General features: G+C 45.3%; 14 protein-coding genes. 3 read left to right on the top strand and 11 right to left on the bottom strand.

Features of this window, described 5'->3' with window-relative positions; genetic code table 11:
* Positions 1-119: 119 nt before the first annotated feature.
* The 8 genes from sspB to zapE all read right to left on the bottom strand — a co-directional run bounded on the left by sspB (position 120) and on the right by zapE (position 6,830).
* Positions 120-605, bottom strand: coding sequence for a ClpXP protease specificity-enhancing factor (sspB, locus tag R7Q47_RS19670; protein WP_005387408.1), 486 nt, complete (start codon positions 603-605; stop codon positions 120-122).
* A gap of 17 nt (positions 606-622) precedes the next feature.
* Positions 623-1,258, bottom strand: coding sequence for a stringent starvation protein SspA (gene sspA, locus R7Q47_RS19675; RefSeq protein WP_005372897.1), 636 nt, complete (start codon positions 1,256-1,258; stop codon positions 623-625).
* Between the two features lie 96 nt (positions 1,259-1,354).
* A complete protein-coding gene (locus R7Q47_RS19680) occupies positions 1,355-2,092 on the bottom strand; it encodes a cytochrome c1 (protein WP_005372881.1) in 738 nt (245 codons plus the stop codon).
* Positions 2,089-3,354, bottom strand: a complete 1,266-nt coding sequence (locus R7Q47_RS19685; protein ID WP_005372880.1) for a cytochrome b — start codon at positions 3,352-3,354, stop codon at positions 2,089-2,091. Before R7Q47_RS19685 ends, R7Q47_RS19680 begins: the two co-directional genes overlap by 4 nt.
* Positions 3,354-3,944 (bottom strand): ubiquinol-cytochrome c reductase iron-sulfur subunit, encoded by a 591-nt coding sequence (gene petA, locus R7Q47_RS19690; protein WP_005372877.1) that lies wholly within the window; start codon positions 3,942-3,944, stop codon positions 3,354-3,356. The genes R7Q47_RS19685 and petA overlap by 1 nt, the downstream gene beginning before the upstream one ends.
* Before the next feature lie 694 nt (positions 3,945-4,638).
* Positions 4,639-5,031 (bottom strand): 30S ribosomal protein S9, encoded by a 393-nt coding sequence (gene rpsI, locus R7Q47_RS19695; protein ID WP_005372876.1) that lies wholly within the window; start codon positions 5,029-5,031, stop codon positions 4,639-4,641.
* A 15-nt stretch (positions 5,032-5,046) separates the two neighbouring features.
* On the bottom strand, positions 5,047-5,475 hold the full coding sequence (gene rplM / locus R7Q47_RS19700) for a 50S ribosomal protein L13 (protein WP_005372872.1): 429 nt from the start codon (positions 5,473-5,475) through the stop codon (positions 5,047-5,049).
* 251 nt (positions 5,476-5,726) lie between these two features.
* The gene (gene zapE / locus R7Q47_RS19705) at positions 5,727-6,830 is read right to left on the bottom strand and encodes a cell division protein ZapE (RefSeq protein ID WP_005387411.1); all 1,104 of its coding nucleotides are present in this window, start codon (positions 6,828-6,830) and stop codon (positions 5,727-5,729) included.
* 195 nt (positions 6,831-7,025) lie between these two features.
* Between zapE and zapG the strand changes: the two genes are divergently transcribed.
* The 3 genes from zapG (at position 7,026) to degS (ending at position 10,292) form a co-directional block, all read left to right on the top strand.
* Entirely contained in the window at positions 7,026-7,469 is a 444-nt protein-coding gene (zapG, locus tag R7Q47_RS19710; RefSeq protein WP_005379861.1) for a Z-ring associated protein ZapG, read from the top strand.
* Positions 7,470-7,669: 200 nt separating this feature from the next.
* Positions 7,670-9,037, top strand: a complete 1,368-nt coding sequence (locus R7Q47_RS19715) for a Do family serine endopeptidase (protein WP_025768400.1) — start codon at positions 7,670-7,672, stop codon at positions 9,035-9,037.
* Positions 9,038-9,227: 190 nt separating this feature from the next.
* Entirely contained in the window at positions 9,228-10,292 is a 1,065-nt protein-coding gene (degS, locus tag R7Q47_RS19720) for an outer membrane-stress sensor serine endopeptidase DegS (RefSeq protein ID WP_213877071.1), read from the top strand.
* A gap of 37 nt (positions 10,293-10,329) precedes the next feature.
* Here the strand turns inward: degS and parC are convergent, their stop codons facing one another.
* The 3 genes from parC to yqiA all read right to left on the bottom strand — a co-directional run bounded on the left by parC (position 10,330) and on the right by yqiA (position 15,333).
* Positions 10,330-12,615: a DNA topoisomerase IV subunit A gene (gene parC, locus R7Q47_RS19725; RefSeq protein ID WP_017633605.1), complete on the bottom strand. Its 2,286-nt coding sequence runs from the start codon at positions 12,613-12,615 to the stop codon at positions 10,330-10,332.
* 3 nt (positions 12,616-12,618) lie between these two features.
* Positions 12,619-14,499, bottom strand: coding sequence for a DNA topoisomerase IV subunit B (gene parE / locus R7Q47_RS19730; protein WP_005379872.1), 1,881 nt, complete (start codon positions 14,497-14,499; stop codon positions 12,619-12,621).
* Positions 14,500-14,748: 249 nt separating this feature from the next.
* Positions 14,749-15,333, bottom strand: coding sequence for an esterase YqiA (yqiA, locus tag R7Q47_RS19735; protein ID WP_248487347.1), 585 nt, complete (start codon positions 15,331-15,333; stop codon positions 14,749-14,751).
* Positions 15,334-15,338: the final 5 nt, after the last annotated feature.

Below are 15,338 nucleotides of genomic sequence, written 5' to 3' on the forward strand. Positions count from 1 at the left end.
AGTTCTTTTAGTTGTTGATTTCATAACACTCTCCAATTTTGGGGGTGGAAAGTGTCAACCTTATTTAGGACGGCACACAAAAGTTAAAAAGAAAAAAGCAGCGTTACGCTGCTTTTTTATTATTTAATCACTCTTAAGCTTGGTTTGCCTTTTGGTCGAGGAGCATCGTCCTCTTCGGCATCTGAATCAGAAACTAATTCAGAAGGCTCATCGCTAACCGTTGTGAACGATGGGGATGATTCTTCCTCGGTCATCGCTTCTTCTTCGATGTGAGTGTACGCTTCTTCTGGTTCAAACATAGTACCAGCACCATTCTCACGTGCATAAATAGCTTGAACAGCATACACAGGCACAATCACTGAGTGCGGACGACCGCTAAAGCGAGCATGGAAGGTAATCGCATCATTACCTAACTCAAGATTACCCACTGCACGTGGCGCAATATTCAAAATAATTTGACCATCTTGAATAAATTCAACCGGGACACGCACCCCTGGCATTGTTGCATCCACAACCAAGTGAGGAGTCAAGTCATTGTCTACTAACCAGTCGTAAAATGCGCGAAGCATATACGGGCGGCGAGCAGTCATTTTTGCAATATCCATAACGTGTTTTAAATCGCTTAACGAACTAGGCGCATTTCACGTTCAGCTTCAGTCAAAGAAGCAAGGAACGAATCACGTTCAAATACGCGGTTCATGTATACCTTGATTTCTTTTGAACCAGGGCCAACAAGATCGATACCAAGTTGAGGCAAACGCCACAATAGTGGAGCTAGGTAACAATCGATCAAGCTGAATTCTTCGCTCATGAAGTACTCATATTCAGCAAAAATTGGCGCTAACGTCAGAAGATCATTACGCAGCTTTGTGCGTGCTTTTTCTGATTCTTCCGCATTACCTTTCATCACTTTTTCAGCGAGTGAATACCAGTTGCGTTCGATACGGTACATCATCAAGCGGCTGTTGCCACGAGCAACAGGGTAAACCGGCATTAGAGGTGGATGAGGGAAACGCTCGTCCAAGTACTCCATGATGATTTTTGAATCGTAAAGAGCTAGCTCACGGTCAACAAGAGTTGGCACTGATTTATATGGGTTTAGCTCAACAAGCTCAGCAGGAAGGTTTGCTTCGTCAACAAGCTCAACTTCAACACTTACGCCTTTTTCAGCTAGTACAATGCGAACCTGATGGCTATACAAATCTGATGCACTTGAGAAAAGAGTCATCACAGAACGTTTATTGGCAGCTACAGCCATGGAGCCCTCCAGTACACTTACAAATAAAAACAATGGAGGCTAAGCCTCCATTGTACATCAATTAAAATTGGGAATTAGCACGGTATTTTAGCACAATTAATGCACATCGCGCCAATACTCTTTCTTGAGCATCACAACAACGATGGTTAGAAGCACTAAGAAGCCCATTACCCACCAGCCTAGAGCGTGACGCTCAAGCTGCACTGGGTCACCTGAATAAACTAAGAAGTTAACGAGATCGCCAACCGCTTTGTCATATTCGCCTTCACTCAGCTCACCCGTGCCATCGGTTTCAGTACCAACAACAACTTGTACTTCTTCGCCATCTACGATTTTCGTATCGTAAATCGGCGTCGGGATGCCCTGTAGCTCTTCAAGCACATGCGGCATACCAACACTCGGGAAGACGATATTGTTCACGCCGAATGGACGAGATGGATCAACATAGAAAGAGCGTAAGTAAGTATATAACCAATCAGCACCACGAACTCGTGCAACCAACGTAAGATCTGGTGGTGGAGCACCAAACCAGTTTGCAGCTTGCTTCGGTGGCATAGCATTGACCATTAGATCACCGATTTTCGCTTCAGGATTGAAAATCAGGTTTTCTTTCATTAAGTCTGTTGGAATTTCCAAGTCTGTTGCTACACGCTCGTAACGCTGGTATTGCGTAGAGTGACAAGCAAAACAGTAGTTCATGAACAACTTCGCGCCGTTTTGTAGCGAAGCTTTATCCGTAAGGTCAACATTCGCTTTATCCAGCGGAACATTGGCCCCAGCTGCCATCGCTAGTGATGGCAACATAGCAAATAGAATTACAATCCACTTCTTCATTTGAATGTCACCCTCTCTGGTAATGGTTTGGTTGCTTCATTTTTGCTGTAGAAGAACAGCAACACAAAGAACATGAAGTAACACAAGCTAAAGATCTGAGATAGTAGTGTGTACGTTGGTGTCGCTGGTAACGCACCTAAAATACCTAGAGCGATAAAGGCGATAGTGAACTGTACAATATTCAATAGATGAAGTTTGCTACGGTAACGGTATGAACGAACTTTACAACGATCCAACCAAGGTAGAACAAACAGCACTGCAATGGACGCACCCATTAGGATAACACCTAATAGTTTGTCTGGAACCGCACGTAGGATTGCGTAGAACGGCGTGAAGTACCATACCGGAGCAATATGCTCTGGTGTCTTCAATGGGTTTGCAGCTTCAAAGTTAGGCGGCTCAAGGAAGTACCCACCCATTTCTGGGTTAAAGAACAGCACGTAACAGAAGAAGAACAAGAAACCAGCAACACCGACCAAGTCCTTAACCGTGCCGTACGGATGGAAAGGAATCGAATCAATGATGTCATATTTCTTCGTGTAGTAATCGTGGAACTTGAATTGCGTTTTGTAATCGTCGCCCATTGAGCCTTTTGGCAGCTTAGTTTCGATACCATCCGGGTTGTTTGAGCCTACTTCGTGCAGCGCCAATACGTGCAAAACGACAAGAAGAAGCAAAACGATAGGCAGTGCAATAACGTGTAGTGCGAAGAAACGGTTTAGCGTTGCACCAGAGATGATGTAGTCACCACGAATCCAAAGCGTTAGGTCATCACCGATAACAGGAATAGCACCAAACAGGGAAATGATTACCTGCGCACCCCAGTATGACATCTGACCCCATGGAAGTAGGTAACCCATGAACGCTTCAGCCATGAGAACTAAGAAGATCAACATACCGAAGATCCACAATAGTTCACGAGGTTTTTGGTATGAACCGTAGATCAAACCACGGAACATGTGAAGATACACAACAACGAAAAACGCTGACGCGCCAGTGGAATGCATGTAACGCAGAAGCCAACCGTACTCTACATCACGCATAATGTATTCGATAGACGCAAATGCACCGTCACCTGAAGGAACATAGTTCATCGTTAGCCAAATACCCGTTAGGATTTGGTTAACAAGAACCAGCATCGCCAGAGAACCGAAAAGGTACCAAAAGTTGAAGTTCTTAGGCATTGGGTATTCAGACAAATGCTTTTTATAAGCATTCATTGCAGGAATACGCTTTTCAACCCAATCTAACATTGCTTGCATTATGCATCTCCCTCATCAACACCCACAATGAGCTTGGTATCGCTCAAATACATGTGCTTAGGAACGACAAGGTTCAACGGAGCAGGTACTCCTTGGAACACTCGACCAGCCATGTCGAACTTAGAACCATGACAAGGACAGAAGAAGCCAGATCTTACGCCCTGCACCTGCTCTGAGAAAGAGTCAGGTAGATAGGTTGGTGAACAACCTAAGTGGGTACAGAAACCAACTGCGACGAAAAACTCTTCCTTAATCGAACGAAACTCATTCTGAGCGTACTCAGGCTGCTGCTCCATTTCAGATTGTGGATCGCGAAGCTTATCACCGATCGATTTTAAGTTATCCAGAACGCTTTGAGTGCGGCGAACAATCCATACAGGTTTTCCCTGCCACTCAACACGAACCAGCTGACCTGGTTCAATTTTACTTATATCCACTTCAACCGGTGCGCCCGCCGCTTTGGCTTTAGCACTCGGATTCCATGATTTGATAAAAGGCACGGCGACGGCGACTGCCCCTAACCCACCAACAACTGCCGTTGTAGCGGTTAGAAAACGCCTGCGACCGTTATTTAAAGGCGCGTTGCTCATCCAAACATTCTCCCATTTGCTCCCTTTGGATCGTTATTATTCCGCTTATAAGAGCATGGCTAACAAATAATGAATTTAGTTCTATTTATTGGAGGGAAATGATAAAGAAAACCCTACTTTTTGACAAGATAAAGCTACCTTTTTGTAACATTTGTGAGGCAAATCGCTCGCGTCGTCACAAAAGCGGCAGAATTATAAAAAATTGATGTGATTTGTAACAAGAAAGCACCACATAGAAGCCCCGCTGAAAGCGGATAAAACCTTTTATCTTGGTAGTTTTCAGTTAATTACACAGAGAAATATTTCGTATTACGCGTTCAGCTTGCTGTGTTTATATTTTCAATTTTGTAGCACGCAGAATGCTCAAAAAGGAGCGTAAGTCATTTTAAAACATGTTACAGGGAGAATAAGATACAAAGACATTCTTGCTGATGAATACATCTATGCTGCATCGCAAGAGAAAGCGTGGTGAGTCGCGATTAAATAAGGCACACATATAAAACGGCACTGGCAACCTTTCGACGAAGAGGACGAATAAGAAGGCCTACTCGGAATGTGATGATAAATGAAGACTGTTCGTTGCTTGAAGACAAGTATGATGTCTTTAAATACAAAAAAGCCCGGCATAGAGCCGAGCTTTTGGTACACAGTTTCCAGAGTAACTCTGAAAAGCATAATTCCCGATAAGAGGAAATTAACGCTTAGAGAACTGTGGACGACGACGTGCTTTACGTAGACCAACTTTCTTACGTTCAACGCAACGAGCGTCACGAGTAACGTAGCCAGCTGCGCGTAGAGCAGGACGTAGAGACTCATCGTATTCCATAAGCGCGCGAGTGATACCGTGACGGATAGCACCAGCTTGACCAGAAATACCGCCGCCTTTAACTGTTACGTAAAGGTCTAGCTTTTCAGTTAGTTCAACTAGCTCTAGAGGTTGTTGTACAACCATACGTGCTGTTGGACGACCGAAGTATTCGTCAAGGTTACGCTTGTTTACTACAATGTTACCGCTGCCTGGTTTAATGAAAACACGTGCAGCTGAGCTTTTGCGACGGCCAGTGCCGTAGTATTGATTCTCTGCCATTTTCGAAATCCCCAATTAGATGTCTAGTACTTGTGGTTGTTGAGCAACATGGTTGTGCTCAGCGCCCGCGTAAACTTTTAGCTTACGGTACATAGCACGGCCTAGAGGACCACGTGGAAGCATGCCTTTAACTGCAAGCTCAAGAGCCATCTCAGGTTTACGATCGATCAACTTTTCAAAAGTGATAGATTTTAGACCACCTGGGAATTCAGAGTGACGGTAGTACACTTTGTTCTTAGCTTTGTTACCAGTTACAGCAACTTTCTCAGCGTTGATAACGATGATGTAATCACCAGTGTCAACGTGAGGAGTGTATTCAGCTTTATGTTTGCCACGTAGGCGAGATGCAATTTCACTTGCTAGACGGCCAAGAGTTTTACCTTCAGCGTCTACAACGTACCAGTCGCGTTTTACAGTTTCTGGTTTAGCAACGAAAGTTTTCATGCTAACAATAACCCGTTAATTAAATTTTAAACTTTAAAGGAACACCCAATAGTGCTCCCACACTGTCTAAGAGCCCAGTCATCACCCCTTCGAGTCGTTGGTACTCTCGACCTTCAATTTCGAAATAACTTCGATAATCAGGTCTGCAGTAACGGTGGGTCGCAGGATTATAGAGAAGAGCGAAGAAAAAATCACCTTTTTTTGCGCCAAATCACTAATTTTTTCTTCACTTTTTTAAGAATCCATTGGATCTAGGCCAAATGTTCACGCGCGAGATACTCATGACTTTGCATCTCAGTAAGCCGAGACAAACAGCGCTTAAATTCGAACTCTAACTGCCCGTCAGTATATAAGTCGGCCATTGGCACTTCAGCAGAAATAATCAACTTAACATTGCGCTCGTAAAACTCATCGACCAGCGCGATAAAGCGTCTCGCCGCATCATCGATTTTTCGGTTCATTTGTTGAACATCTGCCAGTAATACCGTGTGGTAAATACGAGACAATTCAATGTAGTCATTTTGACTGCGAGCAGTTTGACACAACTGAGCAAACGACGCATGCAGCACCCCGTCGCTTGCTTCAATCACCGCTAGTTGACGGTGGTTAACTTCGATTTGATGAGCAACAAACTGACGCTCTCCAGTCAGCTGCTGATAATATTTGTTAAGGTTTATGCTAGCCTGCTCATCAAGCGGGTAATGGTATATTTCAGCCTGTTCTAACGTTCTTAAGCGATAATCAACGCCACTATCGACATTCAACACTTCACAACGTGCCAAAATCATATCGATCGCGGGCAAAAAGCGCGCTCTTTGCAAACCGTTACGATATAAGTTCTGCGGCTCGATGTTTGAAGTCGCGACTAGGATCATCTGCCGCTTGAACATTTCTTGAAGTAGCGTTGCGAGGATCATCGCATCAGTAATGTCGGAAACAAAAAATTCATCAAAGCAAACCACATCGGCTTCTTCTTTAAATTTATCCGCCACTTTTGATAGCGGATTTTCCACATCACCTAACAGCTTCAACTCATCATGTACTCGATACATAAATCGATGGAAGTGGACGCGCATTTTTCTTTGGGTCGGTAAAGCATCAAAAAATGCATCCATAAGGTAGGTTTTACCGCGACCGACCCCACCCCAAAAGTAAAGACCTTTTGGTGGTTCAGGCTTGTCGATTTTTTTCCCCATTAGCTTTTGCCATTTGGAAAGCTGAGGAACAGGCGCTGACTGAAATTCAACGATAGCATGGTAAAGCTTGTCTAATGCAACGACCGCTTGATACTGAGCTTCATCACGCTGAAACCCGTGTTCTGCTATGTCTTTTTGATATTGTTGTAGTGGTGTCATCGTATTAAGTCGTATAGAGGTATAGAGAAAAGGGTTACCTCGGGGTCAACTTTGAGAATAGAGAGAAGTAGTTATCAGTCCCCGAAGACATACTGCTATTTTTCTTTATCGGCTGTTCAAGCCATAGTAACATGGACGAGCACCGCGTGTAACTAAGTAGTAAAAGACTTGTTAAAACAACTATAAGGAGCAGTTATGCCTTGGATTTATGCCATTGTGGGTTTGCTGGTCGGTACAATCGTAGGCGTAGTCATTAGTAGACTAACCACCCCTGAATACAAGAAACAAAAGTCTGTGCAGAAAGAACTTGAAGCGGCCAAGTTTGAATTAGAGCAACAACGTCAAGAGCTCGTCGATCACTTTGCACAAACCGCAGAAATGTTGGACACCCTAGGTAAAGATTACACCAAGCTATACCAACATATGGCCAAGACATCTTCTGAGCTTTTGCCAAACTTACCAGAACAAGACAACCCGTTTGATAAGAAAACGGCAATGTCGTCTGAAACCATTGCAGAAGATCAACCAGAGTTTAACGAACAACCAAAAGACTACGCTAATGGCGCCACCGGTCTTTTGAAGGATCAAGAGAAAGAAATCATTAATGCTCCCGAAGCGGTAACCGCAAAAGCATCATAATCCTCTCTTACTTCTATCTAGGGCCGATACATTTGTATCGGCCCTTTTTTGAACTTTTTCACCTCACCTTCGCTCTAACTTGGATGTGCACTGCCTCCCCTTTTGATTGTCCGAACTAGACCCTATATTAGTTATTAACAAAGTGAACGAAACGTTCGGATATTTCTTTTTGGCAGATATGTTTCAAGAGGAGTTATTGGATGAAAAAACCACTGCTTGCGCTCACCGTTCTATCTCTGAGTTTGGGTTCGATTATTGCCCCAGTTCAAGCCACTGCCGCATTACCTTTGAATGTGGATGGCCAACAGTTACCTAGCTTGGCACCAATGCTTGAGAAGGTGACCCCAGCTGTTGTGAGTATTGCTGTAGAAGGTAAACAAGTACAAACCAGCCGCATTCCCGAGCAATTTCAATTTTTCTTTGGCCCAGACTTTCCTATGGAACAAAGGCGAGAGCGCCCGTTCAGAGGTTTAGGGTCTGGTGTCATTATTGATGCGAAGAAAGGCCATATTGTCACTAACTACCACGTGATCAAGGGGGCAGATGAGATTCGAGTTCGCCTCTTTGACGGGCGCGAGTATGACGCTACTCTCGTTGGCGGTGATGAAATGGCCGATGTTGCGTTACTTAAATTAGAGAAAGCGAAAAACTTAACGCAGATTAAAGTCGCGGATTCCGACAAACTGCGTGTCGGTGACTTTACGGTTGCGATTGGTAACCCATTTGGACTCGGTCAAACTGTGACTTCGGGTATTGTTTCAGCCCTTGGTCGTAGTGGCTTAAACGTTGAAAACTTCGAAAACTTCATCCAAACCGATGCCGCAATTAACAGCGGTAACTCTGGTGGTGCATTGGTCAACCTTAATGGTGAGCTGATCGGTATTAATACTGCGATTTTAGGCCCTAATGGCGGTAATGTGGGTATTGGCTTTGCGATTCCATCAAACATGATGAAAAACCTCACTGATCAAATTCTAGAGTTTGGTGAAGTCAAACGCGGCATGTTGGGTGTGCAAGGTGGCGAAGTAACCTCTGAGCTAGCTGATGCATTGGGTTACGAGTCAAGTAAAGGGGCCTTTATTGGTCAAGTCGTACCGGACAGCGCAGCCGATAAAGCAGGGTTAAAAGCCGGTGACGTAATTGTATCGGTGAACGGCAAAGCGATTAATACTTTCTCAGAGCTTCGCGCAAAAGTGGCAACACTGGGCGCAGGTAAAGAAATCACATTAGGTGTGGTTCGAGATGGTAAGAATAAAACCTTTGATGTAACGCTTGGCGAATCTACGAACATGAAAGCTAAAGCGGAGACATTACATGAGGGACTCAAAGGTGCGGAGTTAAGCAATACAACACCAAGTGATGTAATCCAAGGTGTTAAAGTATCGAGCGTTGCAGATAACTCTCCGGCTGCTCAATATCAATTACAACAAGGTGACATTATTATCGGTGTGAACCGTCAACGAGTGAAAAACCTTGCCGAGCTTCGTACAATCGTAGAGAAACACAAAGGTGTACTGGCTCTTAATATTCAACGTGGTGAACGTACTATTTATCTTGTCATTCGTTAACCACTTTCAAAGTGATAGAAAATAAGGTTTTCGATGCATAGTGCTGAGTGATAAGTCTCGATCACTTTTCCTTATCGCTCAATAACTAATGAAAAGGGCAGCGCGATGACGTGCTGCCCTTTTGTTATTTTTCAATGTAATGCTATTCTTCATCTTCGATGCCATTTTGGCGCTCACGCATGGAGAGGATATGCTCAGCTTTTTATTACGTTCTGTCTTTTTAGGCTTGGCTACTGCCGCAGTGGTATTACTGGCGGTTCCATCTTTGCGCAACAACGTAATTCCTGCCGCGCTTGATCCTCAACCTGTTAATATCGCATCAGTCGAGTTGACGTTTAATCAAGCGGTCCGAAGAGCAGCGCCTGCAGTGGTAAACATCTACAGCCGTAAGTATGTTGAGAATGATCGCAATAAACTCTCGACTCAAGGTCTGGGGTCAGGTGTCATTGTTAGTGAGAAAGGCTACATCATTACTAACTATCATGTGGTTGCTCAAGCTGATCAAATTGTTGTGGCATTACAAGACGGCAGAGCCGCAGCGGCTCAGCTCGTAGGGACAGATAAACGTACTGATATAGCCGTGCTGCGTGTCGAAGGTTCGAATTTGCCCGTAATCCCTCTGAACTCTAATTACAAACCACAAGTGGGCGACGTAGTACTAGCCATCGGTAACCCATACAACCTTGGACAAACCACAACGTTCGGCATTATTTCTGCCACAGGTCGTTCATCTATTAGCGACGGTCGTCAAGCATTCATTCAAACCGATGCCGCCATCAATGAAGGTAACTCTGGTGGAGCCCTAGTGAACACACAAGGCGAGCTCGTCGGCATTAACACCGCCTCTTTTCAGCAAGCGACAGACTTAGAAACTTACGGTATTTCTTTTGCGATCCCTGCGCCGCTAGCCAGTAAGATCATGCAGAAAATCATCGCTGATGGCCGCGTGATTCGTGGTTATATTGGAATCGACGGCCAAGACATTAATGCGGTCACTGCTCGCCTGCTTGGAAATGAACACATAGGTGGTATTGTCGTACTTGGTATTGATCCAAATGGTCCAGCCAATGCGGCAGGCTTCCAAAAGCAGGACATCATTATCAGTATTGATGGCAATAAAGTGCAAGGGCGTCAGAGCGTTATGGATATCGTCACCGATTTACGTCCTGGCACCACCGTGGACGTCGGTATCATTCGCAAAGGAAAAGAGATGACCTTGAAAGTCACCATTGCCGAAGACAAGCAAGAAGCATAAAAAATCCCAGCCATTGGCTGGGATTTTTATTTGTGCGTTACTCGCTATCGCTCGGTGTTTCCGTCGTATCGGAATCATCTAGCTCAACTTCAATGCGAGTGACTCGCTGCAAACCTCTCGGTAATAACCCACCTCGGCGACCACGTTCGCCACGGAAGTTATCAAGGTCAGACGGTTTAAGACCCAACTTTCGCTTACCCGCGTACAGCGTTAACGATGCACCTTTTGGTAAAGACATTAAGTGAGATAGTACTTCTTCTCGCTCTTTTGCTTTAGCAGCAGGAATGTTGATGATCTTATTCCCCTTACCTTTCGCCAGTTGTGGCAAGTCTTTGATTGGGAACAGCAGCATGCGACCTTGGTTAGTGATTGCTAAGATTTCATCAGAGTCTAAATCTTCAATCTCTTTTGGCGTCATGATCTCAGAGTTGGCAGGTAAAGTGACGAGCGCTTTACCACTGCGGTTTTTAGACAGCAAGTCCGCGCCTTTACATACAAAGCCGTAACCTGCATCTGAGCCCACCAGCCACAGCTGATCTTCTTCACTCATGATGACTTGGCGAATACTGCTACCAGCCGTAATATTCAAGCGACCGGTAATCGGCTCACCTTGACTACGAGCAGAAGGCAGTGAGTGCGATTCCAGAGAGTAACTTCGACCGTCACTACCTAGGAATACCGCAGGCTGATTACTCTTACCTCGAGCATGCGCTAAATACTTATCACCCGACTTATAGTTTAAGCCTTCGGCATCCACATCATGGCCTTTCGCGTGACGAATCCAACCTTTCTCAGAAAGCACAACCGTGATTGGCTCACTTGGTACGAGGTCACGTTCAGTCAGCGCTTTTGCTTCTGCACGCTCAACCATTGGAGAGCGACGGTCATCACCGTATTTCTCTGCGTCTGCTTTGATTTCTTTTTTCAGTAGTGTGTTCAGACGACGCTCAGAACCGAGTAGCTGTTCTAGCTTCTCACGCTCTTTCTCTAGCTCGTCTTGCTCACCACGGATCTTCATCTCTTCTAGTTTTGCTAGATGACGAAGTTTGGTATCTAAAATTGCATCCGCTTGGATATCGGTAATACCAAAGCGTTCCATCAGCACAGCTTTTGGATCGTCTTCAGTACGGATGATCTCAATCACTTCATCTAGGTTGAGGTAAGCAACCAACAAACCTTCCAAGATGTGTAGACGAGCCATGACTTTGTCTAGGCGGTGTTGTAGACGACGACGCACAGTCGTACGACGGAACTCGATCCACTCAGATAGAATTTGCACCAGACCTTTAACTTGAGGACGGTTATCCAAACCAATCATGTTCAAGTTAACGCGGTAACTGCGCTCAAGATCCGTTGATGCGAACAAGTGGTTCATCAACAAATCACAATCGACGCGGTTTGACTTAGGCACCACAACAATACGCGTTGGGTTCTCGTGATCCGATTCGTCACGAAGATCGTCAACCATTGGCAGCTTCTTCGCACGCATCTGGTTAGCGATTTGCTCAAGCAGTTTGGCACCCGATACTTGGTGAGGCAAAGAAGTGATAACAATGTCAGAACCTTCTTTGTGCCAAACCGCACGCATTTTGATGCTGCCACGACCGTTGCGGTAAATCTTCTCGATATCCGCTTGCGGCGAGATGATTTCTGCTTCTGTTGGGTAATCCGGACCTTTGACATACTGCATCACATCTGGCAGTTCTGCTTTCGGGTTGTCGATCAAATGAATAGTCGCATCTGCGATTTCACGAACGTTGTGCGGTGGGATGTCTGTTGCCATACCAACGGCAATGCCGGTTACACCGTTAAGTAGGATGTGAGGCAGACGTGCTGGCAACATTTGTGGCTCTTTCATTGTGCCATCAAAGTTAGGTTGCCATTCAACCGTGCCCTGACCAAGTTCGCCAAGCAATACTTCAGCAAACTTAGACAGTTTTGCTTCGGTATAACGCATTGCCGCAAATGATTTCGGATCATCTGGCGCACCCCAGTTACCTTGACCATCCACTAATGGATAGCGGTAAGAGAATGGCTGAGCCATCAATACCATCGCTTCGTAACACGCTGAATCACCGTGCGGATGGTATTTACCTAGCACGTCACCAACGGTACGTGCAGATTTTTTGTATTTTGCTGATGCAGAGAGACCAAGCTCTGACATCGCATAAATGATGCGTCGTTGAACCGGCTTTAAGCCATCACCAATGTATGGCAAGGCGCGGTCCATGATTACGTACATTGAGTAGTTCAGATAAGCGTCTTCAGTGAACTTGCGCATTGGCAATTGTTCGACGCCATCGTAGGTAATTTCTGTAGACATACGTTACACCTCTGCCAAGTCGCCGTTGTTTTGTAACCAAGAACGACGGTCATCTGCACGCTTTTTACCTAGCAGCATGTCCATCATTTCCATGGTCGCCGTAGAGTCGTCAATGGTTAACTGCACTAAGCGACGCGTGTTCGGATCCATGGTGGTTTCACGCAACTGAAGTGGGTTCATCTCACCCAGACCTTTGAATCGTTGCACGTTGATTTTGGCTTTCTTCTTCGACAAGCGCTCTAAAATGCCATCTTTTTCATCGTCATCGAGGGCGTAGAACACTTCTTTCCCGCAGTCGATTCGATACAGAGGCGGCATCGCCACATAGATATGACCCGCTTCCACTAGTGCGCGGAAGTGACGAGTAAATAGAGCACAAAGCAGCGTTGCGATGTGAAGACCATCCGAGTCCGCATCGGCAAGGATACAGATCTTACCGTAACGAAGACTCTCGAGGTTGTCGCTATCTGGGTCAATACCCAAAGCAACAGAGATATCGTGTACTTCTTGAGACGCAAGAACTTGATCGGCAGAGACTTCCCACGTGTTCAAGATCTTACCACGCAGTGGCATCACGGCTTGGAATTCACGGTCACGTGCCTGTTTTGCCGAGCCACCCGCAGAGTCACCCTCCACAAAGAAGATTTCAGTGCGACTTAAGTCCTGTGCAGAACAGTCGGTCAACTTGCCTGGCAGTGCCGGGCCGGACGCCACTTTCTTACGTACGACTTTTTTCGCCGCTCGCATACGACGGTGCGCGTTAGCGATACAGACTTCTGCCAATTGCTCTGCGAGCTGAGGCTTTTCGTTCAACCAAAGACTGAACGCATCTTTTACAACGCCAGAGACAAATGCCGCGGTTTGACGAGAAGAGAGACGTTCCTTGGTCTGGCCTGCAAATTGTGGATCTTGAATTTTAACCGACAGCACGTAAGAACAGCGGTCGAAAACGTCATCACCCGTTAGCTTCACACCACGAGGTAATAGATTACGGAACTCACAGAATTCGCGCATCGCTTCCAACAAGCCTTGGCGTAAACCATTAACGTGCGTACCACCTTGAGCGGTTGGGATCAGGTTAACGTAGCTTTCGGTGATCATCTCACCGCCTTCTGGCTGCCAAATTACCGCCCAGTTTGCCGCTTCAGTATCCGCCAAGAACTCACCAGTAAATGGTTCTTCAGGAATAACTGGATAGCCTTTTACACCTTCCGCAAGATAGTCTTTCAAACCATCTTCGTAGTACCACTTATAGTCTTTGTCATTAACTTTGTCGGTTAATGTGATTTCTAAGCCCGGACACAAAACCGCTTTTGCGCGCAGGTTGTTGACTAATCGCGTCACAGAGAAGTTAGCCGAATCGAAGTACTTCGCATCAGGCCAGAAATGTACGCTGGTACCGCGATTGCGACGACCACATGTGCCAGTTACGGTCAGATCAGACACTTTCTCGCCGTGTTCAAATGCAATTTCATACACTTGACCATCACGACGAACTGTTACTTCAACGCGTTTTGACAACGCGTTTACTACAGATATACCTACCCCGTGCAAACCACCAGAGAATTGGTAGTTTTTGTTAGAGAACTTACCACCCGCATGTAGCTTACATAGAATTAGCTCTACGCCTGATACTTTCTCTTCTGGGTGGATATCAACAGGCATGCCTCGACCATCATCGATCACTTCGAGTGATTGGTCAGCATGTAGGATGACTTGTACTTTTGAGGCATGTCCGGCTAGCGCTTCATCGACACTGTTGTCGATAACTTCTTGGCCCAAATGGTTTGGGCGCGCTGTATCCGTATACATCCCTGGTCGGCGACGTACTGGCTCTAAGCCATTCAGTACTTCAATGGCACCAGCATTATATTGTTCAGTCATAATACGGAATTATTCTCAAAGTTTACTTGTTGCCTGAGTATCACCAATGGGCGTACCCATACTCAGGAAACGAAAAAGCCACCCTGTTCACATCACTAAGAGTTTGTAAACATGATGCATAACAAAGTAGCCAGGGTCCTCGACCCTTAAGATCTTTTGGCAAAACATAGTCGGAAAGCATACCGCCCATGTCAAGAAACGGTTGGATATATCAATAAAAACTATGAGCCTTTTCCAATCGCTTTCGAATTACAGTTCTAGAAATTCGATAATCTGTGCAGGATAACGCTCAAAGCCTACAAAACTGTGATCACCGCCTTGTTCTACTGTTTGCTTAGCGTCTGCAAACTTATCTACCGCTTGTCGATAGTCTAAAACCTCATCTTCTGTTTGTTGCAATAACCAAAAAGAATGTGGCGACGCGATGCTTTGTACATCAAGAGCTTTTAACTCGTCAATATGACAAGCTTCAAGTGTATAGGTTTCATGCGTATATGGGTTAGTTTGCTTACCCAAATAATCTACTAGCAACTCATAAGGCTTGACTGCGGGGTTAACCACTACCGCTTTAAACCCAAACTTGTCATTTAGCCACGTTGACATAAAACCGCCTAATGAGCTGCCCATTAGACCAATTTTATAGTCATCTTTATATTGCTCGATAATATCCAACAACATTTTCGCCGCTTGCTGAGGATAACAAGGTAACTGGGGAACAATCACCTTGATATCAGACCTATGTTGCTCGCAGTAGGCTCTCATCACATTCGCTTTCATGGAGAGTGGAGAGCTATTAAAGCCATGGATATAGAGAAGAAGTGAAGGTTTACTCATAGATA

The organism is Vibrio sp. Vb0349 (genome assembly GCF_033338975.1).

What these genes read in the sequence shown, in the direction of transcription:
- sspB (WP_005387408.1), bottom strand. Translation starts at nt 605, where the DNA reads ATGGATATTGCAAAAATGACTGCTCGCCGCCCGTATATGCTTCGCGCA.
- sspA (WP_005372897.1), bottom strand. Translation starts at nt 1,258, where the DNA reads ATGGCTGTAGCTGCCAATAAACGTTCTGTGATGACTCTTTTCTCAAGT.
- R7Q47_RS19680 (WP_005372881.1), bottom strand. Translation starts at nt 2,092, where the DNA reads ATGAAGAAGTGGATTGTAATTCTATTTGCTATGTTGCCATCACTAGCG.
- R7Q47_RS19685 (WP_005372880.1), bottom strand. Translation starts at nt 3,354, where the DNA reads ATGCAAGCAATGTTAGATTGGGTTGAAAAGCGTATTCCTGCAATGAAT.
- petA (WP_005372877.1), bottom strand. Translation starts at nt 3,944, where the DNA reads ATGAGCAACGCGCCTTTAAATAACGGTCGCAGGCGTTTTCTAACCGCT.
- rpsI (WP_005372876.1), bottom strand. Translation starts at nt 5,031, where the DNA reads ATGGCAGAGAATCAATACTACGGCACTGGCCGTCGCAAAAGCTCAGCT.
- rplM (WP_005372872.1), bottom strand. Translation starts at nt 5,475, where the DNA reads ATGAAAACTTTCGTTGCTAAACCAGAAACTGTAAAACGCGACTGGTAC.
- zapE (WP_005387411.1), bottom strand. Translation starts at nt 6,830, where the DNA reads ATGACACCACTACAACAATATCAAAAAGACATAGCAGAACACGGGTTT.
- zapG (WP_005379861.1), top strand. Translation starts at nt 7,026, where the DNA reads ATGCCTTGGATTTATGCCATTGTGGGTTTGCTGGTCGGTACAATCGTA.
- R7Q47_RS19715 (WP_025768400.1), top strand. Translation starts at nt 7,670, where the DNA reads ATGAAAAAACCACTGCTTGCGCTCACCGTTCTATCTCTGAGTTTGGGT.
- degS (WP_213877071.1), top strand. Translation starts at nt 9,228, where the DNA reads ATGCTCAGCTTTTTATTACGTTCTGTCTTTTTAGGCTTGGCTACTGCC.
- parC (WP_017633605.1), bottom strand. Translation starts at nt 12,615, where the DNA reads ATGTCTACAGAAATTACCTACGATGGCGTCGAACAATTGCCAATGCGC.
- parE (WP_005379872.1), bottom strand. Translation starts at nt 14,499, where the DNA reads ATGACTGAACAATATAATGCTGGTGCCATTGAAGTACTGAATGGCTTA.
- yqiA (WP_248487347.1), bottom strand. Translation starts at nt 15,333, where the DNA reads ATGAGTAAACCTTCACTTCTTCTCTATATCCATGGCTTTAATAGCTCT.